At 56.6% G+C, this 19237-nt stretch carries 17 protein-coding genes, 1 rRNA gene and 1 riboswitch; of the genes, 9 read left to right on the top strand and 9 right to left on the bottom strand.

All coding sequences use genetic code 11. From position 1 onward, the window contains the following. Window positions 1-81: 81 nt before the first annotated feature. The 4 genes from CFI10_RS18765 to CFI10_RS18780 all read right to left on the bottom strand — a co-directional run bounded on the left by CFI10_RS18765 (window position 82) and on the right by CFI10_RS18780 (window position 6070). A 16S ribosomal RNA gene (locus CFI10_RS18765) occupies window positions 82-1624 on the bottom strand. A 352-nt stretch (window positions 1625-1976) separates the two neighbouring features. After that, window positions 1977-2426 (bottom strand): universal stress protein, encoded by a 450-nt coding sequence (locus tag CFI10_RS18770; RefSeq protein ID WP_206837560.1) that lies wholly within the window; start codon window positions 2424-2426, stop codon window positions 1977-1979. Then, a complete protein-coding gene (locus CFI10_RS18775; protein ID WP_206837563.1) occupies window positions 2423-5020 on the bottom strand; it encodes a TRAP transporter permease in 2598 nt (865 codons plus the stop codon). The genes CFI10_RS18770 and CFI10_RS18775 overlap by 4 nt, the downstream gene beginning before the upstream one ends. A 69-nt stretch (window positions 5021-5089) precedes the next feature. Further along, complete coding sequence (locus CFI10_RS18780) at window positions 5090-6070, bottom strand: TAXI family TRAP transporter solute-binding subunit (RefSeq protein WP_091827849.1); 981 nt, start codon at window positions 6068-6070, stop codon at window positions 5090-5092. A gap of 213 nt (window positions 6071-6283) precedes the next feature. Here CFI10_RS18780 and pfkA point away from each other — a divergent pair, with 213 nt between their 5' ends. Together pfkA and CFI10_RS18790 are read left to right on the top strand one after the other, a co-directional pair. Beyond that, window positions 6284-7288 carry a 6-phosphofructokinase gene (gene pfkA / locus CFI10_RS18785; protein WP_091827850.1) on the top strand — a complete coding sequence of 335 codons (1005 nt, stop codon included), beginning with the start codon at window positions 6284-6286 and terminating at the stop codon, window positions 7286-7288. Window positions 7289-7299: 11 nt separating this feature from the next. Continuing rightward, window positions 7300-7905, top strand: coding sequence for a DUF502 domain-containing protein (locus tag CFI10_RS18790; protein ID WP_091827851.1), 606 nt, complete (start codon window positions 7300-7302; stop codon window positions 7903-7905). On the opposite strand, the gene CFI10_RS18795 is transcribed toward CFI10_RS18790, so the two are convergent. The 4 genes from CFI10_RS18795 to CFI10_RS18810 all read right to left on the bottom strand — a co-directional run bounded on the left by CFI10_RS18795 (window position 7902) and on the right by CFI10_RS18810 (window position 11468). Then, complete coding sequence (locus CFI10_RS18795; RefSeq protein WP_206837566.1) at window positions 7902-8543, bottom strand: MBL fold metallo-hydrolase; 642 nt, start codon at window positions 8541-8543, stop codon at window positions 7902-7904. The two genes, CFI10_RS18790 and CFI10_RS18795, sit on opposite strands and share 4 nt — an antisense overlap. A gap of 63 nt (window positions 8544-8606) precedes the next feature. Further along, window positions 8607-10235 carry a methyl-accepting chemotaxis protein gene (locus CFI10_RS18800; RefSeq protein WP_206837569.1) on the bottom strand — a complete coding sequence of 543 codons (1629 nt, stop codon included), beginning with the start codon at window positions 10233-10235 and terminating at the stop codon, window positions 8607-8609. 132 nt (window positions 10236-10367) lie between these two features. Then, entirely contained in the window at window positions 10368-11261 is an 894-nt protein-coding gene (locus CFI10_RS18805; RefSeq protein ID WP_206837572.1) for a CHAD domain-containing protein, read from the bottom strand. A 15-nt stretch (window positions 11262-11276) separates the two neighbouring features. Next, window positions 11277-11468, bottom strand: a complete 192-nt coding sequence (locus CFI10_RS18810) for a CPXCG motif-containing cysteine-rich protein (protein WP_206837575.1) — start codon at window positions 11466-11468, stop codon at window positions 11277-11279. Window positions 11469-11568: 100 nt separating this feature from the next. Next, a riboswitch (TPP riboswitch) is annotated at window positions 11569-11665 on the top strand. Window positions 11666-11722: 57 nt separating this feature from the next. Here CFI10_RS18810 and thiD point away from each other — a divergent pair. From thiD to thiC, 7 genes are all read left to right on the top strand, one after another. Further along, window positions 11723-12547: a bifunctional hydroxymethylpyrimidine kinase/phosphomethylpyrimidine kinase gene (thiD, locus tag CFI10_RS18815; RefSeq protein ID WP_206837578.1), complete on the top strand. Its 825-nt coding sequence runs from the start codon at window positions 11723-11725 to the stop codon at window positions 12545-12547. A gap of 3 nt (window positions 12548-12550) precedes the next feature. Then, complete coding sequence (locus CFI10_RS18820; RefSeq protein ID WP_206837581.1) at window positions 12551-13288, top strand: ABC transporter ATP-binding protein; 738 nt, start codon at window positions 12551-12553, stop codon at window positions 13286-13288. Then, window positions 13288-14055 (top strand): ABC transporter permease, encoded by a 768-nt coding sequence (locus CFI10_RS18825; protein ID WP_206842303.1) that lies wholly within the window; start codon window positions 13288-13290, stop codon window positions 14053-14055. Before CFI10_RS18820 ends, CFI10_RS18825 begins: the two co-directional genes overlap by 1 nt. Further along, on the top strand, window positions 14055-14987 hold the full coding sequence (locus CFI10_RS18830; protein WP_206837584.1) for an ABC transporter substrate-binding protein: 933 nt from the start codon (window positions 14055-14057) through the stop codon (window positions 14985-14987). Before CFI10_RS18825 ends, CFI10_RS18830 begins: the two co-directional genes overlap by 1 nt. Before the next feature lie 8 nt (window positions 14988-14995). Beyond that, a complete protein-coding gene (locus tag CFI10_RS18835) occupies window positions 14996-15760 on the top strand; it encodes a TenA family protein (RefSeq protein ID WP_206837587.1) in 765 nt (254 codons plus the stop codon). Continuing rightward, the gene (gene tenA / locus CFI10_RS18840) at window positions 15735-16421 is read left to right on the top strand and encodes a thiaminase II (RefSeq protein ID WP_425270419.1); all 687 of its coding nucleotides are present in this window, start codon (window positions 15735-15737) and stop codon (window positions 16419-16421) included. Before CFI10_RS18835 ends, tenA begins: the two co-directional genes overlap by 26 nt. Before the next feature lie 66 nt (window positions 16422-16487). Beyond that, the gene (gene thiC / locus CFI10_RS18845; protein WP_206837591.1) at window positions 16488-18353 is read left to right on the top strand and encodes a phosphomethylpyrimidine synthase ThiC; all 1866 of its coding nucleotides are present in this window, start codon (window positions 16488-16490) and stop codon (window positions 18351-18353) included. A 134-nt stretch (window positions 18354-18487) separates the two neighbouring features. Here the strand turns inward: thiC and CFI10_RS18850 are convergent, their stop codons facing one another. Next, complete coding sequence (locus CFI10_RS18850; RefSeq protein ID WP_206837594.1) at window positions 18488-19189, bottom strand: class I SAM-dependent methyltransferase; 702 nt, start codon at window positions 19187-19189, stop codon at window positions 18488-18490. Window positions 19190-19237: the final 48 nt, after the last annotated feature.

A 19237-nucleotide genomic window follows, 5' to 3' on the forward strand; every position in this document is an offset into this window, starting at 1 on the left:
GCACAGTCTTTAAAGCTCAATCAGCTTTAACAGTTCGATCAGGTAATATGTGTGAACGCTTGCCAGAATTTCGCAATCGTTTAAGGAGGTGATCCAGCCCCAGGTTCCCCTAGGGCTACCTTGTTACGACTTCACCCCAGTCATGAATCACACCGTGGTAACCGTCCTCCCGAAGGTTAGACTAGCTACTTCTGGTGCAACCCACTCCCATGGTGTGACGGGCGGTGTGTACAAGGCCCGGGAACGTATTCACCGTGACATTCTGATTCACGATTACTAGCGATTCCGACTTCACGCAGTCGAGTTGCAGACTGCGATCCGGACTACGACCGGTTTTGTGAGATTAGCTTGCTCTCGCGAGTTTGCAGCCCTCTGTACCGGCCATTGTAGCACGTGTGTAGCCCTACTCGTAAGGGCCATGATGACTTGACGTCATCCCCACCTTCCTCCGGTTTGTCACCGGCAGTCTCCTTAGAGTTCCCGACATTACTCGCTGGCAAATAAGGATAAGGGTTGCGCTCGTTACGGGACTTAACCCAACATTTCACAACACGAGCTGACGACAGCCATGCAGCACCTGTCTCAGAGTTCCCGAAGGCACCAATCCATCTCTGGAAAGTTCTCTGGATGTCAAGAGTAGGTAAGGTTCTTCGCGTTGCTTCGAATTAAACCACATGCTCCACCGCTTGTGCGGGCCCCCGTCAATTCATTTGAGTTTTAACCTTGCGGCCGTACTCCCCAGGCGGTCAACTTATCGCGTTAGCTTCGCCACTAAAGGATCAAGTCCCCCAACGGCTAGTTGACATCGTTTACGGCGTGGACTACCAGGGTATCTAATCCTGTTTGCTACCCACGCTTTCGCACCTCAGTGTCAGTATCGGTCCAGGTAGTCGCCTTCGCCACTGGTGTTCCTTCCGATCTCTACGCATTTCACCGCTACACCGGAAATTCCACTACCCTCTACCGTACTCTAGCTCAGCAGTATCAGGTGCAGTTCCCAGGTTGAGCCCGGGGCTTTCACATCTGACTGACTGAACCACCTACGCGCGCTTTACGCCCAGTAATTCCGATTAACGCTCGGACCCTCCGTATTACCGCGGCTGCTGGCACGGAGTTAGCCGGTCCTTCTTCTGCTGTTAACGTCACAGCAAGCGGGTATTAACCACTCGCCTTTCCTCACAGCTGAAAGTGCTTTACAACCCGAAGGCCTTCTTCACACACGCGGCATGGCTGGATCAGGGTTGCCCCCATTGTCCAATATTCCCCACTGCTGCCTCCCGTAGGAGTCTGGGCCGTGTCTCAGTCCCAGTGTGGCTGGTCATCCTCTCAGACCAGCTACGGATCATCGCCTTGGTGAGCCTTTACCTCACCAACAAGCTAATCCGACGCGGGCTCATCTGATAGCGTGAGGTCCGAAGATCCCCCACTTTCCCCCGAAGGGCGTATGCGGTATTAGCAGTCGTTTCCGACTGTTGTCCCCCACTACCAGGTAGATTCCCACGCGTTACTCACCCGTCCGCCGCTCGTCACCCAAGAAGCAAGCTTCTCTGTGCTACCGCTCGACTTGCATGTGTTAGGCCTGCCGCCAGCGTTCAATCTGAGCCATGATCAAACTCTTCAGTTTAAAATCTTGTGAATTCAAAGCTGCAAGCAGCTTTTCATTCGGCTCAAGGTATTACACAACGCTAAATGAATATTCAGTTAGGTTGCTTGCCTTGATTAAGCTTTGTGTGCTCAATCCTGACAAGCGCCCACACATATTACCTGATCAATTTGTTAAAGAGCGGGCTTGGCCAACCGCACCGTTCGGTGCAACCTGTTGTCTCAAGCGAGGCGCATATTCTACCGCAACCCGTTTCAGTGTCAACCGTTTTTTTCGTTTGTTTTCACTGCTTTGGCGGAGAAAACAACGCGCGGTCAGCGCTGATGAGGTGGCGTATTCTACAGCGATTCGGATCGCTGTCAACGCCTCGATATCACTTTTTTTGCTTTGCTAATCGCAGCACCATTACCGAGCAGTGCGCACGCTCAACCACCCGCGAGGTAACCGAGCCGATCAGTATGTTTTCCATACGCGAATAGTTGTGACTGGGCATAACGATGAGGTCGACGTCCAGCTTATTTGCCTGCTTGATTATCTGCTTGGCCGCATTGCCTTCACAGATATGTTCATGGCAATGAGCCAACTCCGGAACGGTTTCCTTGATCAATTGCGCAAGCTCACATTCAAGCTCCTTCAACGCCTTCTCAACTGTATCTTCCGGAAAGTAGGCGGCGACCATTGGCATATTGAGCCCGGGCATTACCGACATCACATGCAGCTCGGCCTCAGGCCCTGCCAAATAGCGTGCTGCCTCACGCAACGCTTCCTGCGCTGTATTTCGGTCCTGCATATCAATCGGCAGCAGTATTTTATTAAACATCATGCCTCCTGTGTCTCTGGTGCAGATGCCCGTCTCCGACGTATCTGCAACCATGCCAATGCAGCCAGCAGCAAGAGAGCTGGTAAATACATCCATTGTTTATCCGGTCGATCTGCCTCAACCTGAATGGACAGAATTTCCCAGTCAAAGTCGAAGCCTGCGTCCTGCGCTGCGCTGCCAAATGCAACCAGATCAACAATCACGCTGTCATCATTTATATTGAGCACCAGGCCAGCATTCTCAAGCCGCTCGGCTCCACTACTGCCCTCTTCTAACGGCAGACGAATCAGTCGAGTAACTTCATCGCCATCTATTGTCATTCCCCTCGCTTGAATCATCAGGTGGCCATTGGCAGGAACCTGTTCTGCCAGCCATTCAATCTTCTGAGCCGGTTCGTTGATTACAGGTGGATAAACTTCATCCCACCAGAAGCCAGGACGGAACAGTGTAAATGCGATCAGTAACAGCAACAGGGTTTCATACCAACGGCTTTTCACCAGCCAGTAGCCTTGAGTCGCAGCTGCAAAAATCAGCATGGCAATCACCGCAGTCGCAATGGTGACCAGCAGATGCGGAATGCTCTCTATACCCATCAGCAACAACTCAGTGTTGAAAATAAACATAAAGGGCAAAACCGCTGTGCGGATGTCATAGGTGAAACCCTGAACACCGGTTCTGATTGGGTCCGAGCGTGCTATCGCTGCAGCAGCAAACGCAGCAAGCCCTACGGGCGGTGTGTCATCGGCCAATATTCCGAAATAGAACACAAACAGGTGTACGGCGATCAGTGGCACAATCAGCCCCTGCTGAGCCCCCAGGGTCACGATGACCGGAGCCATCAATGTGGATACGACAATATAGTTTGCTGTTGTTGGCAGCCCCATACCCAACAGCAAGCTAATGACAGCGGTGAACAGCAGCATCAGCATGATATTGCCCGCCGAAATGAACTCAACGAACTCGGTCATAACCAAACCGATTCCGGTCAACGTAACAGTTCCCACGACAATACCCGCCGCTGCAGTTGCCACGCCGATGCCTATCATGTTTCGAGAGCCTGTCACCAGCCCATCAAGCAGATCGCAGAAGCCTTCCTTTACCCCCTGTCCAAACGCACCCTGGGCCCGGAACATGGCTTTTATCGGCTTGTGTGTAAGCACAATCACTACCATGAACACAGTTGCCCAGAACGCGGACAGCCCCGGAGAAAAGCGCTCCACTGTCAGGCACCACACGAGTACAAAAACCGGCAGCAGAAAATAAAGACCCGACTTGACGGTCGGTGCTGTTTCAGGGAGTTCGACTATATCTGAGTCAGGATCATCCAGTTTCAGATCTGGGTAAGCTGCGGAGTGGCGAACCAGCCAGAGATAAGCCACAAATACGATTGCGGCCATAATCCAGTAACTGGCACTGCCTATGTAACTCTTGGTCCAACCAAAACCATAATAGAGTCCAAGTGAGACAACACATACGCCCACTACAATACCAACCCAGGTCGCCAGCCTCTGAGCAAGGGTACCGCCATCATTACGCTTCGGCAGACCTTGCATGCCCGCCTTCAACGCCTCCAGGTGCACGATATAAATCAGTGCAATATAGGAGATCAACGCCGGCAGAATGGCATGCTGAATTACTTCAATATAGGAAATGCCCACATACTCAACCATAAGGAAGGCTGCTGCCCCCATGATCGGCGGCGTAAGCTGACCGTTAGTAGATGCTGCAACCTCAACAGCCCCGGCCTTGTAAGCGGGAAACCCCACGCGCTTCATCAATGGAATGGTAAAGGTACCCGTAGTTACAACATTGGCGATGGAAGAACCGGATATAAGGCCTGATAACCCTGAAGACACCACCGCAGCCTTTGCCGGCCCTCCGCGCATGTGCCCCAACAGAGAAAACGAGACCTTGGTGAAGTAGTTGCCGGCGCCTGCCTTTTCAAGCAAAGCGCCAAACAGCACGAACAGAAACACAAAGCTGGTGGATACGCCCAATGCAACCCCGAACACCCCTTCAGTAGTCAACCACTGGTGCGACATCGCCTTGTTAAGGCTTGCACCCTTATGGGCAATCACATCCGGCATGTAAGGCCCTGCGAATGTATACGTCAAAAATACTGCCGCAACGACCATCAACGGTGGCCCGAGAGCGCGTCGAGTTGCCTCAAGCAACAGCAGCATCCCCATAACAGCTACCACCACATCCGCGGTGATCGGTGCACCCGAGCGTCCGGCCAGTTCCGCTTCAAAAATGACCAGATAGGCAGCAGAGAAAGCACCCAGGAGTCCAAATATCCAGTCCTGGATCGGGATGTGGAAACGTGGTGAACGTTTCAGCGCCGGGTAAGCGGTATAAGATAAAAATATGGCAAATGCCAGATGGATGGCACGAGCCTTGGAATCATTGATGGCCCCGAAGTCCAGCATAAAAGGAAGTGGCGAGGCATACCAAAGCTGAAACAGAGCCCAGGCCAGTGCAACCCCCCAGAGAAGGCGCCCAGGCAGGCCCTTGGGAGAGCGAGCACCGCTGTCGGACTGTGCGACCAGTGCCTGAATATCGTCATTGGAGGTTTGCTGCTTGTCTTCCTGAGTCACGATCTACACCCTTGTTTCAGACAGAAAGGAGGGGGTGAGCAGGGGGAGTCGCCCCCCTGCTGCCGGTGCTTAAAGCAGGCCGGCTTCCTTGTAGTACTTCTCTGCACCCGGGTGCAGGGGTGCCGTCAAGGCATCTCGTACCATCTCTTCCTTGCTCAGGTTTTCAAAAGCAGGATGCAATTTGCGGAAGGTGTCGAAGTTCTCGAAAACCGCCTTGACCACATTATAAACCACATCATCAGGCACACTGGCAGAGCTTACAATCGTGGCACCCACACCGAAGGTTACAACATCATCAGGATTGCCCTGATACATGCCACCCGGGATCACAGCCTTGCGGTAGTAGCTGTTCTCATTCACCAACATGTCGATGGCCGCGTCATTCACTTCTACCAGATTGCTTTCGCAGGAGGTGGTTGCCTCCTTGATTGCGCCGCTTGGGTGGCCAACAACGTAAACCATTGCATCAATTTTGTTGTCACACAGTGCACTGGCCTGCTCTGAAGCCTTCAGCTCAGATGCCAACGCAAAATCGCTGTTGGTCCAGCCCTTCGCCTTCATGATGACTTCGATGGTACCGCGCTGACCTGAACCCGGGTTGCCGATATTGACCCGCTTGCCCTTGAGGTCATTGAAGTTCTTGATACCAGCGTCGGCTCGCGCAACCACAGTGAACGGCTCGGGGTGAAGTGAAAAAACGGAGCGCAGATCCTTGTTTGCCCCCTGTTCGGCAAAGGCATCGGTGCCATTGTAGGCATGGAATTGCCAGTCGGACTGAGCTACACCCATGTCCAGCTCCCCGGCACGGATTGTATTCAGGTTATAAATGGAGCCACCCGTACTTTCGACCGAGCAGCGGATGCCATGCTCAGAACGGTCCTTGTTAACCAGACGGCAGATGGCACCACCTGTGGGATAGTAAACTCCCGTCACCCCGCCGGTACCGATGGTAATAAAGCTTTCCGCACTCGCCGTTGTTGGTGCGGTCAGCCCTGCAGCCATTACACCTGCCGCCATCGCGGCTGAGATCAGTGTTTTTTTCAACGCCATGTTCAACTCTCCTGTTTGATCGGAAATCTGCGGTCACGCACCCGTGCCGGGTCGGACTCAGAGCTTTCAGTATTGGCCAGCATTGCGCCGGCATCAACCTGCAACAGAATTTTTTTACTGCAAAAACCGTAACATGGATCGTTTCCACTTCTATCACGATAACGCAATAATTCAGTTATAGTGTCAGCATGCCCACTCACCAGGGAGTCGTTTATGTACAGTCTGCCTGATCTTGAACCCATCCGTGATTTCGACGCCATAGCGGTTCTGACCAGCGGTGGAGATTCGCCCGGCATGAACCCGGCCGTTCGAGGCGTCGTGCGAGCGGCCCTGAACAGCGGCGTGCAGGTATACGGTATTCAAAAAGGATACAGTGGCCTGGTAGCCGGAGACCTGCGCGTGATGACATCGTCCTCTGTCCGTAACATCGTACAGCGCGGTGGCACCATTTTGAAAAGTGACCGCTGTGAGGCGTTCAAGGACCCAGAGATACGGCAGCAGGCCGCAGCCAACCTGAAAAATGCCGGAATAGGTGCGCTGATCGTAATTGGTGGGGATGGCTCGCTGACGGGGGCTCATCTACTGGCTGAAGAGAGTGACATTGCCGTTATCGGACTTCCTGGCACCATCGACAACGATATCTTCGGTACGGAAGACACCATTGGCTTTGATACCGCCGTCAATACCGCCCTGGATGCCATTGATAAGATCCGTGATACCGCCTCGTCGCATGAGCGTTACTTTCTGGTAGAGGTCATGGGCCGAAACTCCGGCTTCCTGGCCACTCATGTAGGTATTGCCGCCGGTGCCGAGATGGTGATTGTGCCGGAGTACCAGGTAAATATCGAAGAACTGGGGCGCCAGCTATGTGAAAATCGCCGAACAGGCAAGGGTTCCAGCGGCATTATTGTTGTAGCAGAGGGACGTGAGCCCGGCCTTACCTACAGGCTGGCTCAGCAGCTGCAGCAGCAGGGCGAAGACCCAAGGGTCTGCATTCTCGGCCATATTCAGCGCGGAGGGCATCCGAGTGGGCATGATCGGGTACTGGCCTCTGGACTGGGTGCCATGGCCGTAAGCTATCTGCTGGCGGGTTATAACGACATTATGGTAGGCGTGTCCGAAGGTGCCATACTGGATATTCCTCTCGATAGCGTAATCCGTTATCGCAAGGGACTTGACCCGCAACTGTTCGAACTGGCGCTGCTGCTGCACAAATAGAAGGGATATCCATGAACACTCTGATTCGGCTGTTTTTCAAGGGATTGCTGGTACTGCTGCCGGCCGTTATCACCTTTTATCTGGTATATGCCATTTTCATGGCCCTGAACAACACCCTGTTCTCGGCGCTTGGCCGACTGTTTCATCAGTTGCTGCCCCAGCTCGAGCCTGGCTGGCCCACCACTCTTCTGGCTATCGCCTCGACACTGACACTGATCACGGTAGTGGGCATACTGGCCAATAACTACCTTGGCCGTTATCTGGTCAGGCGATTTGAGCAACTGATGAAGCGGATACCGCTGGTGAAGCTGCTCTATAACGCTGTAGGAGATCTGTTCAACGCACTGTTGGGTGAGGACAAGCGCTTCAACAAGCCAGTACTGGTTTGCTTGAGCGAAGAAGCAGGTGTGCGTGTTGCCGGATTCATCACAGCTGAGGATTTATCACACTGGGGGTTGAATGAAGAGGTAGCTGTTTACCTGCCACAATCATACAACTTTGCCGGAAACCTGATTATCGTCCCTGCCAACCGGGTTACAGCTCTGGACCAGCCGGCCGGGGACGTTACCACCTTTATCGTCAGTGGTGGTGTTTCCTCAAAGAGTCGGGAACATTAGCCAAACCGACTGGCAATGAACGGATTGGTCAGCCGCTCCTGACCGAAGGTCGACATGGGACCGTGCCCGGGTATGAAACGTATTTCATCGCCCAATGGCAAAAGCTTTTCCTTGATCGAGCGGATAAGGGTGGCATGATCCCCCCGCGGGAAGTCCGTGCGACCAATGGAGCCCTGAAACAGAACATCACCCACCAGTGCCAGTGACGAGTCTGCGTGGTAAAACACGACGTGACCAGGCGTATGTCCCGGGCAGTGTATCACCTGTAGTTGAACCTCACCGAAGTTGACACGATCACCCTCTTCCAGCCAACGGTCCGGCGTGAACACATCCACATTCGGAAAACCGAACATCTGACTCTGCTTGGGCAATCCCTCAATCCAGAATTCATCCTCGTGACCCGGCCCTTCAATGGTCAGACCCAACTCATGAGACAGCGCAGCGGTTCCACCAGCATGGTCTATATGAGCGTGAGTCAGCAGAATCTTTTCCAGCGTTACCCCTTCTTCGGCAATGGCAGCCTTGATAAGGGGCAGGTCTCCGCCGGGGTCGACCACGGCTGCCTTGCCGGTCTGCTCACACCAGAGCAGAGTACAGTTCTGCTGGAACGGGGTTACCGGGATGATGCGATATTTCATAATTCTCCGCGCATGTTCAGACATTTCGCCCCAGTATATCCCCCTGTTGCCAACAGGCCCAGATCAGGTACTGAAGCGATTGATCTGTTGCTGCAGACTGCGTGAGAGCTGCTGCAGCTGTTCACCACTGGCTGCCACGGTATTCGCAGCCGCAACCGTGCTTTCAGAAGCTTGGGTGATACGCAGCAGATTGGAGTTCATCTCTTCCGATACCTGACTTTGCTCTTCGGTCGCCGCTGCCACCTGTACGCCCATGTCACGGATGTGCGCCATCTGTTCCACGATACGGCTCAACTCCTTGCCCGCATGCTGGGCTGTTGTGACACTGGCATCCGCACGTTCCTTGGAACGCTCCATCACTTCAACAGCCCGCTGAGCAGCCGAACGCAAACGATCGTTCATGCTGCGAATCTCTTCGGTAGAGCCCTGGGTCCGCTGCGCCAGCTGGCGGACTTCATCAGCCACCACCGCAAAGCCTCGGCCGGACTCACCGGCGCGAGCCGCCTCAATCGCCGCATTCAGCGCCAACAGGTTGGTCTGTTCGGAAATGGCCTGGATCTGACCCAGCACCTGGCCGATCTGAACCGTGTCACCCTCCAGAGCCTGAATCACCTCAGCCGCTGCATCAACTTCGCGAGCAAGCGCCTGAATACGTTCAACGGTATCTTCAACGTCATGGTTGCCTTCATCAGCCTCATGATCGGCACTTTCAATCGCCGCCGCCGTCTCACCGGCACTACGGGCAACCTCATGCACACTGGCGGCCATCTCGTTCATGGCGGTGGAGAGCAGCTCAGCTTCCTGCGCCTGTGCATCCAGCGCCGCGCTGGTTTCCTCGGCACTGCGGGCCAACTCTTCAGCACTGGCTGATACCTGGGTCGCCGAGCCGGCAATCTGATGAACCAAATCCTGGAACACGCCCAGAGTTTCATCGATACGCCGACCCACCTTGCCCAGCTCATCCCGGCTGGTCAGCTCGGTACGCACCCGAAGATCACCATTGGCAGCACGCTTCATCACGTCACTGATAATATCAAGAGGCATTATTATCGTGCGTCCGATAGGAATCGCACACAGTATCAGAAGGGCCAGGGCAACGAGCAGCTGAAGACTAAGGTGTATGAGGTCTTCCATGAACGCCGCATTCAAGTCATCCATATATACCCCTGTGCCAATCACCCAACCCCAGGGCTCAAAGGATTTGGCCAGCGTCAGCTTGGGTTGAGGCTCGGTACTGCCGGCCTTGGGCCAAAGATAACTAAATGCCTCTACCTTTTTTCCACCGCCGATCATCGCTGCCATCTGCGCAAATACAGGTACCCCATCCGGGGTTCTTGCTGATTTCAGATTACGACCTGCCTGAGACGTATCGCCCCCATGTACCAGAATGTCGGCGTTGGCATTCAGAACAAAGAAATACTCATTGCCGGCATAGCGCATGTTTTCCAACAGGGTACGTGCCTGCTGCCGCGCCTCATCGCTGCTCAGCTCACCTGCAGCTACACGTGCCTGCAAGGAAGCTGTCAGGCTCAGGGTAGTGTCCAGTAATGAATTCAGCTGGGCTTCACGCTCCTGCTGAAGTGAGTGGCGCATATCCAGCAGTGCTGTCGAAGTTAGAAACAGCAACATAAAACCGGCAATACCGATCAACAGCCATAATTTGGCACGAACTCTGAGGTTTTTGAAAAACATGGGGGCCTACCTGCTTAATTCATAATTTGCGCAACTTTCGTCGCCTAATGCGCACAGATTAACATAGTGTCTATCGAGGTAAAGATCCTTTAAATCATATGCTTATATGAATATTGCCTAATCTTTAAACACCTAATGCTTCCAGCGCCGATACAACTGTTTTGCCCGCTTGCGAGCCCGCTTTGCGTAAATCTCGTCAGTAAGGGTATCAATCTCGGCAAGCGCTTTTAGGCGGGCTGCCTTAATGCCTGTGCTCACCTGATCCAGATCCTCTTGCCAAAAACAGGCACGAGCCTCTTCCATCTGTACAGCCAGTACATCCAGGTCATGCAGTCGTCCCAGAGCACTTCCGAGCGCTTTAACCTGGCTAATCCATTTGGGAGCGGTTTCATCCAGCAACCAACCACTTTGGAACAATAGTAACTTGACCCACTTCCTCCAGCGGTGCATCGGCTTCATGGCATGCTTTTGCAGTGCTTCGTGGGCAAGGCTACTGCCCTTGCGGCAGGTTTGCTTCAGCCCTTTGTGCAGATGTCGTTTACTCATTGAACTCAGATCAACGGCCACAATAGCCTGCTCCAGCCTCAGCAGTGTCTGCACAACCTGCAACAATGCCGGTTCATTCACTGTCACATGTCCAAGTACCTGCACCAACCCCGGCAACAATCGTTGGCGAACATCCGGCGGGAGGTCTGCACTCACCCAATCCAGCGTTTCCTTCATGACCTGCGCATCGCGACTGGAGGCAAGCGGCTTGGCCAGTCCCTTGCTCAAACGCTCGAGCCTGCTGTAGTCCGTGGTTTTCAGCCCAGGCTTCAGCAGACGCCAGAGCGCACGCAGGCGCTTACTGTCCACACGTGTCTGGTGCACGATCTCGTTCAGTGATTCGGTATCGGCATCAGCCCGCAGCGCAAGTCGGTCACGCATATTGGTTAGCAATTGCAGAGCACTGCAGCGTATTTCAACGTCCAGCGGTTGACTCGACTCCAGCAGTCTCTGCCGGCTTTTTTCAATTTCTGGTTGCATAACGACTCCCTGTTACTAGCCACCCTCACGCTCAACGCTAACCTCGGGGCGCTCTTGATCACCTACGCTGACCTGAACCTGAATCGGGCTGCAACAGACTGGACAATCCTCTGTGTATTCCTGCTCAGGCTCTGTCACTTCGATCATCAGACTGATCGGCTCACCGCACCAGGGGCACAACAGATCGACATTTTCCAGCGGATTCATGGCATCTACTCCTGCTCAAAAGGTGCCGGCCTGACCTGAAAGCAGCCGGCATCTGGTTACAGCATAGACAGTGGTAGCGCTTGTGCCTAAACTAGCCACAGATTCTTGGTCGGGGTGCCCACACTGGATGGGCTGAGATGAGACCCGCTGAACCTGATCCGGCTTGTACCGGCGTAGGAAATCGAGATGACCGTTACTATCACTCCATGCATGCCCATGGCTGGTGCGGTTTTCTCCCGTACTGGAGCATCCGCATGACACACGCACACGCACACACACCCATCGCTCTCACTATCGCCGGCTCCGACAGCGGCGGCGGTGCCGGTATTCAAGCGGATCTGAAGACTTTTTCAGCACTTGGCGTATTTGGCACCTCGGTGATCACCGCCCTGACGGCACAAAACACCCGTGAAGTTCGTGCCATCCACGACGTTCCACCCGCCTTTATCGCCGATCAGCTTAATACCGTGCTGGACGATATCCACATCGATGCGATCAAGATCGGCATGCTCAGCCGTCCGGAAACCATTACAACCATCGCGACTATTCTGCGTGACCGTGGCCTTCGCAATATCGTGCTTGACCCAGTCATGGTCGCCAAGAGCGGCGACAAGCTGCTGGCAGACGAGTCAGTTGAGGCGCTGCGCAGCGAGTTGCTGCCGCTGGCGACCCTGATCACCCCCAACCTTCCGGAGTCAGCCGTATTATTGGGCGCACCGGAAGCGACCGATACGGATGCAATGCTAACACAGGCCAGAGAGCTGCTGGCACTGGGCCCTCAGGCGGTACTGGTCAAGGGCGGCCACCTGACCGACTCGGCAAGTGACGACAGCGCCGATCTGCTGCTGATGGACGGGCAGACCCACTGGCTGCCGGCCAAACGCATCCCCACCGCCAACACCCACGGTACCGGCTGCACTCTTTCCTCCGCGATTGCCGCCGGATTGGCCAGGGGGCGGGATATGCACACGGCCGTGGCCGAAGCCAAGACTTATATCACGGCAGCCATCACGGCAGCCGATCGGCTACAGGTGGGTTCAGGGCACGGCCCAACTCATCACTTCCACGCCTGGTGGTGAGCCTTGGATATTGAACTTCGTCAGGCCAGCCTGCACTGGCAGCAGCACTGCGTATTCAGCGACCTGAATCTGACACTGCCAAGTGGGCAGTGGACCTGCATTCTGGGCCAGTCCGGTGTCGGCAAAAGTTCCTTGCTGCAGCTGCTCTGCGGCATTGCCGACGAGGCCAGCATCAGTGGCGAGATTCACTGCAGTGATGGCCTGCCGCTGGCTGGCCGCGTGGCCTGGATGTCCCAGCAGGATCTGCTGCTGCCCTGGCTGAATCTTCAAGACAACGTGCTGCTTGGCGCCAGGCTGCAGCAGGGCCGCAAACCCTCAGGCGAACAGAGTGAACTGGCCGGATATTTGCTGCAGCAGGTGGGTCTGAACGATCGAGCCACTGCCCTGCCGGGGCAGCTGTCCGGCGGTCAGCGCCAGCGTGTGGCACTGGCCCGCACTCTGTTTCAGGATCAGCCACTGGTCTGCATGGATGAGCCTTTCTCTGCACTGGATGCGATCAACCGGCTCAAACTGCAGGACTTGGCCGCCGGGCTGCTGGCCGATCGAACCGTGCTGATGATAACCCATGACCCACTGGAAGCCCTGCGCCTGTCGGATCGTGTACTGGTGCTGCAAGGCTCCCCAGCACGCTTGTCGGACCCGATAGTGCCGATTGGAAGCACACCCAGACCGGTCACCGACCCTGCCCTGCTTGAGCTGCAGGCACAGCTGCTTCAGCTGCTGATGGAAGGTGCCGCATGATGCAGGTTCTGCGCCCACTGATCATCACCACCGGATTGCTGCTGATCTGGCAACTGATTGTCTGGCTGACCGATGCCCCCACATTCATTTTGCCCGGCCCCCTGCGCGTGCTGGAAACTCTGTTCAGTCAGTTTCCACTACTGATGAAGCACGCCGGTGTCACCCTGATCGAGATTTTGCTGGGCCTGATGCTCGGCGTGCTGCTGGGGCTGGCGAGCGCTCTCTCACTGGTAACCTGGGGCAGCCTACGCCGTTGGCTGCTGCCGGTTTTGGTGGTCAGCCAAGCGATCCCGGTATTTGCACTGGCGCCGGTTTTGATGCTCTGGCTTGGCTACGGCATGACCTCCAAAATCGCCATGGCCACGCTGATCATCTATTTCCCGGTGACCGCCGCCTGCTTCGACGGCCTGCGCCAGACGCCCAGCGGCTATCTACAGCTGGCGCGCACCCTCGGCGCCAGCCGCCGCGCCCAGCTGTTGCAGATCCGCCTGCCCGCTGCCCTGCCTGCCCTTGGCTCCGGCCTGCGCGTCGCCGCGTCAGTGGCACCCATAGGTGCCGTGATCGGCGAATGGGTCGGTTCCTCCACCGGACTGGGCTATCTGATGCTGCACGCCAACGCCCGCATGCAGGTGGATTTGATGTTTGCCGCCCTGCTGGTGCTGGCCTTCATGGCACTGGCCCTCTATTTCTCCGTCAACCTGATCGCACGACGACTCACCCCCTGGCTGGATGAGTCCACGTCGTCCGCACCCCAAGGTACTTCATAATGAAACGATTGACTGCATTGCTCTGTGGCTGCCTGCTCTCAACACAGGTACTGGCAGCCGACAAGGTCGAGCTGCTGCTCGACTGGTTCATCAACCCCGATCACGGCCCACTGATCGTTGCTCAGCAGAAGGGCTACTTCGCCGAGCAGGGGCTGGAGGTGAATCTGGTGGAGCCTGCCGACCCGTCGATGCCACCCAAGCTGGTTGCCGCCGGCAAGGCCGACATGGCGCTGACCTACCAGCCGCAGCTGCACGTGATGGTCGGTGAAACACTGCCACTGACCCGCATCGGCACCCTGATCGCCACACCGCTGAACTCGCTGGTGGTTCTGGATCAGGGCCCGATCAAGACCCTGGCCGACCTCAAGGGCAAGAAGGTGGGTTACTCGGTGGGCGGCTACGAGGAAGCGCTGATGCGCGCCATGCTCAAGCCGCACGGCCTGACGCTGGACGATATCGAGATGGTCAACGTCAACTGGTCACTGTCGCCGTCACTGATCACCGGCAAGGTGGATGCCGTGATCGGTGCCTACCGCAATTTCGAGCTTAACCAGATGGATATCGAGGGCTACCCGGGTCGCGCCTTTTATGTCGAGGAAGAAGGCGTCCCCGCCTATGACGAGCTGGTGCTGGTGATCAACAACCAGGATCGGGGTGACAAACGCTTCGCCCGTGTGATGGCCGCACTGGAACAGGCGACCCAGTACATCGTCAACCACCCGGATGACGCCTGGAAAGCCTTCGTCAGCTACAAGCCAGACGAGCTCAACACCGAACTCAACCGTCGCGCCTGGGCCGACACCCTGAGTCGTTTCGCGCTGCGTCCGGCAGCACTGGATAAGGCCCGCTACCAGCGCGTCGGCGCCTTCATGCAGGAGCAGGGCTTGACCAAAAGTAATCCGCCGGTGGCCGACTACGCCATCGTGCCCTGAACACCCACATGGATAGCTTTGAGCCAAACAAAATGGAAAGCCCGATGACCTTTGCCGATTACCGCCAACAGCACCCACAGCAGCCGCTGAGCGAACAGCTGCGCGGCTACGCCGAAACCGACTGGAACCGGGCGGTGAACCATGCGTTCACCGACGCGCTGGGCGATGACCGCCTGGCCGACGAGGTCTATGCCCGCTACCTGGTGCAGGACTACGCCTTCATCGACACCCTGGTCAACCTGGTCGCCCGCACCCTCGCCAACGCCCCGGCGATGCCGCCAAAAGCCGTGCTGGCCGGCTTCCTAGCGGCGCTGACCAGCGACGAGAACACCTATTTCCTGCGTTCCTTCGAAGCACTGGGGCTGAGCGAGGCCGATTACCTGAACCCGGCATTGCATCCGGTCAGCCGGGCGATCATCGACACCATGAAGGCGTCCGAAGTCAGCTACGAACGCGCCATCATCTGCCTCTGCGTCGCCGAATGGTCCTATTTGAGCTGGTCGCAGCAACAGGCGAAAAAGCCGCGCGGCAGCCGTTTCTATCTGCAGGAATGGATCGACATCCATGTGCTGCCCGAGTTCGAGCAGTTCGTCGCCTGGCTGCGCGGCCAGGTGGACAGCTTTACCGACCGCAATGACGCCACGCTGGAGGAACTGGCCAGGCTGTTCCGCCAGATGTGCGTGCTGGAACACCAGTTCTTCAGCGCCAGCCTCGACCCCGCAGCCGTAACCGAACAGGAGGTACCCCGTGTCTGCAAACGTATCTGCGAATAAGTCACTGTACGACCATCTAAAAACCCGGTGTGCCGATGACTGGAACGCCTATATCCAGCACGACTTCGTGCGCCAGCTGGGACAGGGAACCTTGCCCAAGGAATGTTTCCAGCACTATCTGAAGCAGGATTACCTGTTTTTGATCCAGTTCAGCCGTGCCTGGGGTCTGGCCGTATTCAAAAGCGAAGACCTGGACAGCATGCGCTACGCCCAGGCCGGTCTCAACGCCATGCTGGATACCGAAATCGGGTTGCATGTCGACTACTGCCGCGACTGGGGCATCAGCGAAAAACAGTTACAGGCGTTGCCGGAAGCCTCGGCCACAGTAGCCTACACCCGCTATGTACTGGATGCAGGATTCGCCGGCGATCTGCTCGACCTGCACGTGGCGCTGGCGCCCTGCATCATCGGCTATGCCGAAATCGCCAACTGGCTGACCGAACAGCCGGATACCCTCCGCGAAGGCAACCCGTACAACGCCTGGATCGAGATGTACCTGAGCGAGGAATATCAGCAGGCGGCCGCCACCGAACGTGAGCTGCTGGACAGGCTGGGGCAGGATCTTTCCGCCAGCCGTCTGGCCGCACTGGAACAGCGCTTTAGCACCGCCACCCGCATGGAAGTCAGTTTCTGGCAGATGGGCCTGGATCTGGCCGATTAAGCCTCCTGACACGCACAAAAAACGATAAAACCGGAGAGTGAGATGAGTACCCAACAGCCGAGTTCAATGCCCCTCAACCAGAGTGCACAGGTCGACAGGGACTCCGTGCAGCCCTTCCCGAAGTCCCGCAAGGTCTATGTTGAAGGCAGCCGCCCCGATATCCGCGTGCCGATGCGCGAAATCACCCTGGACGATACACCGACCGACATGGGCGGCGAAAAGAACGATCCGCTGTATGTCTACGACACTTCAGGCCCCTACACCGATCCGGACGCCTGCATCGACGTGCGCAAGGGCCTGGCACCGCTGCGTGAAAACTGGATTCTGGAACGTGACGACACCGAGCAGTTGGACGGTCTGACTTCCGAATACGGCCGCGCCCGTGCCGCCGACCTGCGTCTGGACGAGCTGCGCTTTGAGCTGACCCGCCAACCGCGCCGCGCCAAGCCCGGAAAGAACGTGACCCAGCTGCACTACGCGCGCCAGGGCATTATCACGCCGGAGATGGAATACATCGCCATCCGCGAGAACATGAAGCTGGCCAAGGCCAAGGCTGAGGGCAACATCGTCGCCGAGCAGCATCCGGGCCATAACTTCGGCGCCTACCTGCCGGAGGAGATCACGCCGGAGTTCGTACGCCAGGAAGTGGCTGAAGGCCGTGCCATCATCCCGTGCAACATCAACCACCCGGAACTGGAACCGATGATCATCGGCCGCAACTTCCTGGTGAAGATCAACGGCAACATAGGCAACTCCGCAGTCACCTCCTCCATTGAGGAGGAAGTCGCCAAAATGACCTGGGGCACCCGTTGGGGCTCAGACACCATCATGGATCTGTCCACCGGCAAGAACATTCACGAAACCCGTGAATGGATCCTGCGCAACTCGCCGGTTCCCATCGGTACCGTGCCGATCTACCAGGCGCTGGAGAAGGTCAACGGCATCGCCGAAGACCTGAACTGGGAGGTATTCCGCGACACCCTGATCGAACAGGCGGAACAGGGCGTGGATTACTTCACCATCCATGCGGGCGTGCTGCTGCGCTACGTGCCGCTGACCGCCAAGCGCATGACCGGCATCGTCTCCCGTGGCGGCTCCATCATGGCGAAATGGTGCCTGGCTCACCACGAGGAAAACTTCCTCTACACCCATTTTGAAGAGATATGCGAGATCTGCAAAGCGTATGACGTAGCCTTTTCCCTGGGCGACGGCCTGCGTCCGGGCTCGGTCTACGACGCCAACGACGCCGCCCAGTTCGCTGAGCTGGAAACCCTGGGCGAACTGACCAAGATTGCCTGGCAGCACGATGTGCAGGTGATGATCGAAGGTCCGGGCCATGTGCCGATGCACATGATCAAGGAGAACATGGACAAGCAGCTGAAGGAGTGCCACGAAGCGCCCTTCTACACCCTGGGCCCATTGACCACCGACATCGCGCCGGGCTACGACCACATCACCTCAGGTATCGGCGCGGCGATGATCGGCTGGTACGGCTGTGCCATGCTCTGCTACGTGACGCCGAAGGAGCACCTGGGCCTGCCCAACAAGGATGACGTCAAGACCGGTATCATCACCTACAAGATCGCGGCGCATGCGGCCGATCTGGCGAAAGGTCATCCCGGCGCGCAAATCCGCGACAACGCCATGTCCAAGGCGCGCTTCGAATTCCGCTGGGAAGACCAGTTCAACATCGGTCTGGACCCGGACACTGCCCGTGCCTACCACGATGAAACATTGCCGAAGGAATCAGCCAAAGTGGCGCACTTCTGCTCCATGTGCGGACCCAAGTTCTGCTCCATGAAGATCTCTCAGGAGGTTCGTGAGCTGGACGATGCGCAGGTCGCGGCGATCAATGCCCAGGCGGAACAGGGCATGAAACAGAAGTCGGAAGAGTTCAAGGACAGCGGCGCCGAGATCTATCACAAGGTGTGACAGCTGCTCGGCGGCGGTGCCATTTGTGTGCGACCGTCTGCCGCCAAGGACGGCGGCAGTCGAGCGGTCAAGGATGACGCAAAGCGTGTCGCACGCAAAGGGTACCGCCGCCATCCCGATAGCTGCAAAACTTGCTATAAAGGCCTGCGCGCCGCGATCTGTACCGCCCGTCCACTGCGGATCGATTCATCCGCCAGCACTTCGTAGCCGGTCAAACTCAGCAGCGCCAGCAGGTCGTAGTCGTGATAGCGGTTGTGTTCGAAGTAATCCTCAAACAGGGCAGCCATCGCCTTGGCGTCCTGCCTTTCATCCAGTCGATCCTGACCAAATTTGTGGGTCAGAAAACTGCCCAACGGCTGGCGCACCATATCAACCAGAATCAGTACACCACCCGGCTTAAGCCAGTCATGCAGTTGCTGCAACAGCACCAACGGCTGATGCAGTTCGTGCAATAGACGGTTCGCCAGCACAGCATCTATGGATTCGGCTTCAAACAGATCTGCCGGTGGGTCATTCAAATCAGCCACACGAATGCTGAAGTCGTAGTCGTCCTCGCAAGCCTGCTCCAGCATGTAAGGGGCTGCTTCAACCCCAACCAGATCCAGCTCGGGGCCGCTCAAGGACAGATCTCGCAGAAACAGCCCCGGGCCACAGCCCAGGTCTACCACCCGGCTGCCACGGGACAAAACAGGCTCTGCCTGCTCTGCCCAGAAGCGGCGGAACAGGTCATCATGGTTGCGCGCATGTCCCTCCAGCGTTCGCTGAGCCGCCACAGAACCATCACCACCGTGGTGACGAGTCAAATAGTCCCTGAGGGTTTGAAGTTGATCCGACACGATACCTCCCAAAAAACAAGGCCGGACAGTACCCGACCTTGAATCCTC

The organism is Marinobacterium iners (genome assembly GCF_017310015.1).
Classification (GTDB): domain Bacteria; phylum Pseudomonadota; class Gammaproteobacteria; order Pseudomonadales; family Balneatricaceae; genus Marinobacterium; species Marinobacterium iners.

Excerpts from the sequence above, each read along its gene's own strand:
- CFI10_RS18805 (WP_206837572.1), bottom strand. The coding sequence starts at position 11,261 with ATGCAACCAGAAATTGAAAAAAGCCGGCAGAGACTGCTGGAGTCGAGT.
- CFI10_RS18790 (WP_091827851.1), top strand. The coding sequence starts at position 7,300 with ATGAACACTCTGATTCGGCTGTTTTTCAAGGGATTGCTGGTACTGCTG.
- CFI10_RS18830 (WP_206837584.1), top strand. The coding sequence starts at position 14,055 with ATGAAACGATTGACTGCATTGCTCTGTGGCTGCCTGCTCTCAACACAG.
- CFI10_RS18825 (WP_206842303.1), top strand. The coding sequence starts at position 13,288 with ATGCAGGTTCTGCGCCCACTGATCATCACCACCGGATTGCTGCTGATC.
- thiC (WP_206837591.1), top strand. The coding sequence starts at position 16,488 with ATGCCCCTCAACCAGAGTGCACAGGTCGACAGGGACTCCGTGCAGCCC.
- CFI10_RS18770 (WP_206837560.1), bottom strand. The coding sequence starts at position 2,426 with ATGATGTTTAATAAAATACTGCTGCCGATTGATATGCAGGACCGAAAT.
- CFI10_RS18795 (WP_206837566.1), bottom strand. The coding sequence starts at position 8,543 with ATGAAATATCGCATCATCCCGGTAACCCCGTTCCAGCAGAACTGTACT.
- CFI10_RS18835 (WP_206837587.1), top strand. The coding sequence starts at position 14,996 with ATGGATAGCTTTGAGCCAAACAAAATGGAAAGCCCGATGACCTTTGCC.
- thiD (WP_206837578.1), top strand. The coding sequence starts at position 11,723 with ATGACACACGCACACGCACACACACCCATCGCTCTCACTATCGCCGGC.
- CFI10_RS18800 (WP_206837569.1), bottom strand. The coding sequence starts at position 10,235 with ATGTTTTTCAAAAACCTCAGAGTTCGTGCCAAATTATGGCTGTTGATC.
- CFI10_RS18780 (WP_091827849.1), bottom strand. The coding sequence starts at position 6,070 with ATGGCGTTGAAAAAAACACTGATCTCAGCCGCGATGGCGGCAGGTGTA.
- CFI10_RS18810 (WP_206837575.1), bottom strand. The coding sequence starts at position 11,468 with ATGAATCCGCTGGAAAATGTCGATCTGTTGTGCCCCTGGTGCGGTGAG.
- pfkA (WP_091827850.1), top strand. The coding sequence starts at position 6,284 with ATGTACAGTCTGCCTGATCTTGAACCCATCCGTGATTTCGACGCCATA.